Origin of the sequence: Burkholderia sp. (genome assembly GCF_018375725.1) — a bacterium.
Classification (GTDB): Bacteria; Pseudomonadota; Gammaproteobacteria; order Burkholderiales; family Burkholderiaceae; genus Burkholderia.
Window position 1 is genome coordinate 1 of sequence record NZ_JAHACR010000269.1, and the last position, 5,827, is coordinate 5,827.

General features: G+C 60.3%; 3 protein-coding genes. All 3 read right to left on the reverse strand.

Features of this window, described 5'->3' with window-relative positions:
* Window positions 1-2,137 (reverse strand): filamentous hemagglutinin N-terminal domain-containing protein (locus tag KH616_RS20355; protein WP_292250249.1); only part of this gene is annotated, 2,137 nt, incomplete at its 3' end.
* Between the two features lie 74 nt (window positions 2,138-2,211).
* Entirely contained in the window at window positions 2,212-3,111 is a 900-nt protein-coding gene (locus KH616_RS20360) for a hypothetical protein (RefSeq protein WP_292250251.1), read from the reverse strand.
* Window positions 3,112-3,191: 80 nt separating this feature from the next.
* Window positions 3,192-4,736: a ShlB/FhaC/HecB family hemolysin secretion/activation protein gene (locus tag KH616_RS20365; RefSeq protein ID WP_292250253.1), complete on the reverse strand. Its 1,545-nt coding sequence runs from the start codon at window positions 4,734-4,736 to the stop codon at window positions 3,192-3,194.
* Window positions 4,737-5,827: the final 1,091 nt, after the last annotated feature.

The window sequence follows — 5,827 nt, forward strand, 5'->3', positions numbered from 1 at the left end:
CATCTTGTGTATTGTCGAGCGTGTCGACCTGCGCGTTCAGCGCTCCGGCAGAAGCGATCGTGCCCGATACATTGTCGATAGCGTTCGCCGTCAACGACAGGCTCTTGCCACCGACGATCGCGCCTGCGCGGTTGGAGACATCGCCCGATGTCGTCACGGTCAGTGCATCGGCGGTGCCGATCTGGCCGCCGGTATTCGCGACGTCGGTTGCGCTAATCTGCGCGGCGCGCGCACTTATCGCCCCTGCCGAGTTGTCGACATGCGCCGTGCGGACGGTCAGATCGTTGCCGGCCCCAACCTTGCCGTTCGCATTGTTGATCGATTGCGTAACGTCGAGCGAGGCATCGCCCGCAACGGAACCGACCTGACCATGAGCATTGGAAACGGTGTTTGCGGTCAACTTGAGGTCATGGCCGCCGGCAATCTTTCCATTGTCGTTCGACACGACCCCCGTCGCCGTGAGCGCCAATGCTCCGGTCGACGTGCCGATCTCACCTGCCACATTCGTGATGCCGGTCGCCGCGATCTGCGCCGTGCGCGCGGTAATCTGCCCCTCGATATTGTCGAGCACGCCAGCCGAGTTCAGGGGCAGCACATCCGCCGATAACACACCCGCCCGGTTCGAGACGGATTGCGCCGTCACATTCGCGATGTCGCGCGAGCTGATCATGCCCGCATCGTTTACCAGCTGGCCAGCGTTCAGCCACAGGTTCTGACCGCTCATCGTGCCGGCAATGTTCGACAGCGTGCCATTCGTCGTGACGTTGACCGCGCTGAGCGCATTCACGATCCCGTGATCGAGCGTGACATCGTTCGCCAACAGATTGATGTTATCGCCAGCGGCCAGCATGCCGCTGTTCGTCAGGGTCGCTGCGTGCGCGGTAATGGAGCCGCCACCGGCCAGATTGCCCGCCGTGTCGGCGCCAGCATAAATCCGGCCGCTATTGCCGAGCGAATTCGCGGCAGTCAGATTCGTTCGTCTCCCTGACGAAATTGTTCCAGCGTTCGACAGTGCCTGATCCGCATTCATATCCGTTGCCAGCGCACTGACAATCGTGCCCTGCTGATCGACGTTGGCACCATCGATTCGGGTATTCGCCGCAGACTGAATGCGTGCGGTCGGCGCGATCGTCACATCGCCGTTGTTCGAGACTTGAATATCGCCCGTCAGCGACGTGACGGAACCCGCGTCCCGCACGCCCACCCCGGCCTCGGTTCCGATCAGTCGGACGCTGTTTGCAAACATGCTGCCTAGCGCCTGCACGTCGATCGCGACGCCCGGCGCCGCCCCGCTGCCGACCTGGGCCTGCGCGGTATTGCTCGCATAGTCGACGCGGTTCGCACCTGCCATCGCATTGATCGAATCCGCCCACACCTGACCGTTGATCGTCATCGCGCGCGCAATCAGATCGATCGCGCTGCCGTGGGCATCCAGTCCCGCGCCGGCGACGCCGATATGCCCCCGCGTGACGTTGAAACCGGCCAATGTTCCCTCGGGATTGAAGATCGGCGCGCCGGTCGTCAGCGTCGCGCGCGGGACATTCAGAAAACCGCAGCCCGCACACGTGATACCGGCCGGGTTGGCAATCACGAGATTCGCGCGATTGCCCGCGATCTCGGTCGGCCCGAGGAGCTGACTGGGATTGCCTGACGTGACCTGGTTGACGATCACGCGCGCAGCATTGTTGCCAAGGAACGGGTTGCCCTGCACCCAGCCGGCGAGCTGCGTGTGCGAATGCTGGCCGCTGTTGACCAGGACTGCACCCTTCGTCCCGACGTTGTACTGCGTGAAGTTGTTCAGCGAGACGCCTTGTTTCGGTGCGGTAATGTTGACGAGGGGTACGCCCGACGCCGACACACCGACGACCGGATGAACCGGGCCGCTCCGATCAGGCGTGATCGGCAGCGTGGCCTGGGCTTCCGCCACACGCGGTTGCATGCCGAACGCGCAGAGCGCCGCAAAGGCGGTCGCACGTGCTGCAAACCAGATCGGGATGCGGAAATCCTTGGACGCAGGACGAACCGTTCGCCGCATACGAGCGTCGTCGCCGCCCCCGTGCGCCGATGCATATTCGTCGACGGCCACCAACATGCCGCGCACGGCATTGAACACCAGGCGAAAGATTCCGGAATTCATGATCGCTCTGCTCTTGAATACGATTCAGGCCGGGTGCATCTGCGCCACCGGACACAACCGGCCTCGTTCAAACGTTACTTGCAGCTCAGCACTGCCAGACCGTTCACGTTGCCCGTCGTCGTAGCCGGGATGCCGTATGACACGACGAGATACGGCTGCTTCGGATCAGCGCCCATGACCGTGCTCATCAAGCTTGATCTCGCCTTCGCGCTCATCACCGCCTGCCCCACCGTCGAAACACCGGCGAACGATTGGTTCTGGTCGTTGCCGATCGAATACTGCAGATTCAAGGTGTAGTTGATGGCCTGTTTGCCGAGCGTGTCCGTGCCGCTCGTCAGCGTTGCGGTGGCGTCGTTCAGCGTGCCCGGCGCCGTATTGCCGTCCGCCGATGTCGGGCGCGTGGCGAACGCGAGCGAGCACTGCATTTGCACCGGCGACGTCGCGTCGATTGCAACAGGCGCGCCAACCGCCCAGACTTGCCCCTGGTTGGCGTTATAGGTATTTCCCGACGAATCGGTACCGTCAGCCCAGCGGCCGATCGCGATGTCGCCATTTCCTGCGATATCCGTCACGACACCTTTCGCCAAGGTCTTGATCGTGCTCGACGAGCTATAAGGAATCGCGATGTAGGCGCCCGGCGCTTGCTCCTCGAGCATCGATGCCGGCTGAGCGAGCGCACTGAACGTGAAGTTTCCGGTCGGCATTTGCCCGCCGTTCCACGTGACGGGCGGCATGAGCACACGAACCGTCTCATGCTGATTCGAGAGCGACTGGGATTGCCCTTCCACACGAATCGTCGACGATGAAGATGCGCTACCCGACGACCCGCCAGCGGACATGTCGCTGGCCGGCGAGCCGCTGCTGTCGCCACCATCGTCACCGCCGCCACATGCGCTCAACCCCAGCGCGGCCACCACCGCAAACGTTGCCGTCGCGGCTTGCAAGATATGACGCTTCTCATACACGTGTTGCATAGTCTTTCCTTCCTCTACTTGACGATCAACGAAACACCGGGTCGAGATAGCTCACCTCGCCCGGACCACTCCAACTACGCTTAGAACAATGTGCTGACCTGAAACAGCAGCGTCGGCGAGCGGGTCTGGAAACCTCGCGGTTTCGACAGTGGCCAACCGAGCGAGACGTCATGGTTCAGCGCTGCCCCCGCAACGCTCCCGGGCGCGAGATTGCCGCGCATGCCGATGACTGCGCCCGCGAGCGTCTCGCCAATCAGGAATTCCGCGGCCGGTCCGCGCACACGCCCGGCATCGACGCCGGCATACAGCGCCTGCGTGCCGGCAGGCGTCGGCACATACCAGCCGAGTTCGTTGGAGATCGCCCAGCCGCTCTGCGCGGCGAGCGTCAGTTGCTGATCGAAGCCGCGCACGGCGTAGCGCGTGCCGATCGCGAAATAGTCGGAAGGCGTCAACAGCGTGCGTGCGTTCTGCATGTTCCAGCGGAACTGGTACGAGAACGTCTGGCCGCCAATTCTGAAAGGGACCTGGGCGCTGAGGCTCGCCAATTCGATCTGCGTCCTGCCGGCGAAGTCCGGCGCACCCACCACCGTGCCGGGATTGCCGGACAAGCCCGGTAACGATGCGCGCCAGGCGAACAAGCCATCGAGCACGATGGTGCCGAGGTACTGGCGATGTGTCAGGCCCAATTCATAGCCGATGATGTCGCGGTGCTGCACCGGAAGATCGACGCCATCGATCGAGTTGCGGCTGATCGTATGGAAAAGGTTGCCGTGGATCTGCGTACGCGCGTGTGCGCTCCGATAGATCACGCCAGTCAGTTCCGCCTGAAGCCGGGACTGAACGCCGCTGTATTCGATCGGTTCGCCAAAGTCCGCAACGGTCTGCTTGTAGCGGGAGCGGCTCGCGCTCAACGCCAGCATCGCGTAGCCGATCGGCACGCTGTAACTGGCGGATACCGACTGGTTGCCCTTGTCGGATGCCCCAAAATTCGCATTCGACATGCCGGCAATTTGCAGCTGGTCATAGAGGTGAAACGGCGAATCGAACGTAAACGAACCGGACAGTTCGTACTTGCCCGTCGAATCGAGGCCCGCGTTGTCCATGCCGATGACGGCATGCCAGCGCTTGCCGGTTCCGGGATGCAGGACAATGTCCGAGTCGCCCGGCTTTACACCCGGCGCGATATCGAACGTGGCATCGGACTGGGACTGGAGGCGACGCAGGTTCTCCAACCCCTGATCCAGGTCGCGCTGGTTCAGCAGCGCGCCGCCTGAAGTTGGCAGCGCCACGCGCAACCAGCCGATCGTGGATTTGTCTGCTTGCACGTCGCTGATGCGGCCCGGAACGACATGCAACGTCAACGTTCCCGATTGCAACGATTGAGTCGGCACGAGAACGCGGGCGGTCACGTAGCCGCGCCCGATCAGCGCGTTATTGGCCGCGCCCTGAATCTGCTTGAGTGCGGCCTTGCCGGCACATTGCCCCACGATCGGCTGGAGAAAACGCGGGAGCCAACCGAACGGATTGGCTTCCAGCGCAATTTCCTTGATCGGAAAGCACGGATTGTCGAGCGGCAGGCTGATGACGCTGGCCCCCGAAGACTGCTCTCCGGTCGGTGTCGGCACATTTGGGCGCGGATTCAGCGCCTTGGCGGCTTCGAGTTGCTGCTGCTGAAAACGCTGGATTTGAGGACCAGACGTCGTTTCGGAGGGCGGGCTGCCTTGCGCTAACGCGGAAACGCTCGCCAACGCCGAAATCAACGCTGCCGAAGTTTCTCGATTCTTCACTTTTTAGCGGCGCGATGTTTAGTCTTTCATTTTGCAATCGACAAAACATACGCGATCTAATTGTTACGGAGTGCAAAAATAAAAAATTTTTGCAGCAGCCACACTCCGGCATAAGCCGCTCGACCGTCTAACTTATCCGGAATTAACGGTTTATAACATTTGAATATATTCGAACCACTATCTCTTTAATATTTCGCAACATTTTTTGGCATATCCCAGATGAAATTCATCACACGTCATCTGCGAATCCCAGGCACATCTTACAAATTCGCGCTGCCTCTTCGTTAAATTTCAAGCCGTTGTTTTATTTATTATTTTCAACCAACCACCTCTGCAAACAAATGCAACGAACTGCCATCCAAATCGAGATTTACAGGGAAAATAGAGAAAATAATTTTGGTATAACAACAAAAAATCACTTTACATTTGCATCAGCAATACAGCGGTCGAGGCACCATGCTTTTTAGGAAAAATCGTTTGATTTGATCTATCTCAGATATACAACAACATCTCGGCACGTGGACAGACAGCATTGAACTCGGACTCGAGCCAACGCTTTACGTCTGACATTAAGATAAGAGACTGTGACTATCCGGCCGCATGCTCAGATTGCGTTATCGCCGCTGCTCGGCTGTCATGCCCCAGCGAACCCGCTCACGTTATCTGTCCACCAGCGCATCTCGGGCTGCCGGTGCTCGAACGAACTGCAAAACGACGCGCGCATCGCGCGCTACGCCGCGAATACCATCAAAAGATGAACCCGCCCCTGCCGTCCGCGTGTCGCACATTCATCCCGGGAACGGCCGCCTCACACATGAAACCGATCCCAAAGCGTTCTGCATCGTGCCGGACGCTGCCCCCAGCGCAACACCCAGGAACGCGCGATAAAATGCGGCAATAACCGCCACCAAAGCGCCGTCATCTGCCAG